The sequence below is a fragment of the Bradyrhizobium sp. genome (assembly GCF_049586575.1).
Taxonomy (GTDB): Bacteria; Pseudomonadota; Alphaproteobacteria; order Rhizobiales; family Xanthobacteraceae; genus Bradyrhizobium.
Genome location: NZ_JBAVCF010000143.1, coordinates 1 through 2,812 on the forward strand (window position 1 = coordinate 1; position 2,812 = coordinate 2,812).

A 2,812-nucleotide genomic window follows, 5' to 3' on the forward strand; every position below is an offset into this window, starting at 1 on the left:
ATCAGTCGCGGCTCGTTTCTTTATCAGCTTCGTCATGGCCTCACTGGCCAACCGGTGCTGCTCCGCTGCTCAAGCTCCAACGGCATTCCCATAGCGGCCGCGGAAGAGTTCGGCTGGCGTGGTCGCCGCTCCTGAACCTGACGGGCGCTACGCCATTCCGGACGATCTGAGTATCCCAGAAAGGTTGAAAGTGCCCCGACAGCTCGCGGCGTGAACGGCAATCCTGTGAGTTCCAAATTCGGAACCGCGGAAATCCTCGACCGTGTCTGCCGCTCATGCGACCGCGCGGTCTGAGGGGTAGAATCACCATGCCGACGAGCTAAGCCGGAATCTGGGTGACGACGATTGATTGAAGGCGGCGTATCGAGGCGGGTGTCCAAGCCTGCCAGAACCTCCCCGAAAGGAGATGCTATGGGGCAGGCGACGAGGGTGTGGCACCTTCGGCGCTTTCCACGCCAACCGACGAGGTGCTCCATGTCGCAGCCGAATGACTCCAAAAAATCCGCCACCCCTCTTGAGCAAGATAACACGATGATCGCCGTAATCGAGATGGGCCAGGCGAGTTGGCTCGTGGCAGGAATCGTGCCTGGCCTGGAACGTCAGCCGTTGAAAAAGCTTGGGTCCGACGAGCGGGCGCTGATCCAGCTTCTGCAGCGCTGGCGAAACGAGGCGGTCCAGGCGGGGCGTACGATTAAGCGGCTTGTGGTTGCCTACGAGGCCGGGCGTGATGGCTTCTGGTTAGCGCGGTGGCTGCGGGCACGCGACATCGAAGCCTACGTTATCCACCCGAATAGTGTCGCGGTGTCGCGCGAGCACCGGCGGGCGAAAACCGACCGGCTCGACACCGAACTCCTGAAGCGTGCCTTTCTGGGCTGGCTGCGGGGCGAGGCGGGTCATTGCAGCATGGCTGCGATCCCGACGATTGAGGAAGAGGATGCCCGGCGACCAAACCGCGAGCGTGAGAACTTGGTGGGTGAGCGCACCCGCATTGGGAACCGGATGAAGGCCACGCTCGCCCGCTTTGGGATCCGAAGCTTCAAGTTTACCCTGCGCCATGCGGACGAGCGGCTGAATGACGTGCGCACGGCGGAAGCGGCGTCGTTACCGGCGAATACGCACGCGGAATTGCGCCGAGACCTTGCGCGACTGCGAGTCGTCCGGGACCAAATAAAGGAAATTGAGCAACAGCGTCTGCAGCGGATCGAACAAGCTGCTCCTTCGGAGAAAGGTTCGCATGCGATGGTTCGCTTGCTTGCACGCGTTATTGGCATCGGCGTCGAGACAGCTGACATGCTCGTCAATGAGATACTGTCGCGCCAACTGCGAGATCGAAAAGCGATCGCGCGCTATGCCGGCTTGACCGGGTCGCCGGATGAGAGCGGTAAGCGGCGGCGGGAGAAGGGCCTCTCGCGAGCGGGCAACGCGCGGGTGCGTCGCGGCATGATTCAGCTCGCCTGGCGCTTTTTGATGTTCCAGAAGAACAGTGCATTGGCGCAATGGTACCGCGCTCGAACGGCGGATGGGCGCGGTGGCGCACGCAAGACCATGATCGTCGCGCTTGCACGCAAACTGCTCATCGCGCTGTGGCGCATGGTGACGACCGGCGAAATCCCTGAAGGTATTGCTTTGCGCCCGGCGGTAGCGTGAACAACGAGATGACCAACATGCCAATCGGAGCCTGATGCAGAAAATGTAGCATGGCTTCAAACCGATCCGAGGTGGCGGCCACCCGCCGTATCGCATGGTGCCAACGCCGTAAGGAGAATGGGCCCGCCGCCCCGGAGCTTCGCCGCCGATGCGTATTACTGCATCATGGTTTGGGTCCCGAGGACCTACCGAATACAAGTATGCGGCGCGATGATCCGCGCTGAATGGCGAGCTCCCCCTCGGACCGTATTGCTTCCAACTGCGCTCGACTGCAAGGCCGTCGTCTATGACGAACGATCAGCGCCGAGACGTAAACCCACCATAGGAGAAAAAAATCGAGAAAAAATGGTGTTGACAGAAATCGTCCCATACAAGTGATACGCCGTGACCGACACTAACGTCATCAAGCTCTCTCAGCCAGGGACCTTCACCGATTCGCTCACTGAGATTTTGCGCAACGGGGCGCATGCCCTGCTGACGCAGGCCGTTGAGATGGAAGTCGCTGACTTTCTGGGGCGATATGCCGATCTCAAGACCGAGGCGGGCCACCAGCGCGTCGTGCGTCACGGGCATCTGCCCGAGCGCGAGATCATGACCGGCATCGGATCGGTGGCCGTGCGCCAGCCGCGCGTGCGCGACCGGGAGGCTGTCGGTTGTGAACGGATTCGCTTCAGCCCGACCATTCTGCCGCCCTATGCCCGGCGCACGAAGAGCCTCGAAGTGCTGATCCCTATCCTGTACTTGAAGGGCATCTCCACCGGCGACTTCGAGGAGGCGTTGGCTGCCTTGCTCGGCAAGGACGCCGGCGGGCTATCCGCTTCAACCATTGCACGGCTGAAGGAGGCTTGGGTCGACGAACACGCGCGCTGGCTCGATCGCGACCTGTCCGCCAAGCGCTACGTCTACTTCTGGGTCGACGGCATCCACGTGCAGGCCCGCCTTGAAGATGACGCGCAGTGCCTGCTCGTGATCATCGGCGCGACGCCGGAGGGCAAGAAGGAACTGGTCGGCCTAATCGACGGTGTGCGCGAGAGCGCGCAATCCTGGAAGGAACTCCTGCTCGATCTCAAGCGACGTGGACTTGCGATGGGACCGGAACTCGCGGTCGCCGACGGTGCGCTCGGCTTCTGGAAGGCGCTTCCCGAGGTCTGGCCCAAGACGCGCG

Annotated in this window: 2 protein-coding genes; both read left to right on the top strand. The window is 62.0% G+C overall.

The window, feature by feature from the left end; all coding sequences use genetic code 11:
• The first annotated feature begins 474 nt into the window (after positions 1 to 474).
• The gene (locus WB528_RS05215; protein ID WP_423887360.1) at positions 475 to 1,647 is read left to right on the top strand and encodes an IS110 family transposase; all 1,173 of its coding nucleotides are present in this window, start codon (positions 475 to 477) and stop codon (positions 1,645 to 1,647) included.
• Between the two features lie 384 nt (positions 1,648 to 2,031).
• Positions 2,032 to 2,812: IS256 family transposase (locus tag WB528_RS05220; protein WP_423887361.1), on the top strand; the 781-nt coding region annotated here is incomplete at its 3' end.

What these genes read in the sequence shown, in the direction of transcription:
- WB528_RS05215 (WP_423887360.1), top strand. Translation starts at nt 475, where the DNA reads ATGTCGCAGCCGAATGACTCCAAAAAATCCGCCACCCCTCTTGAGCAA.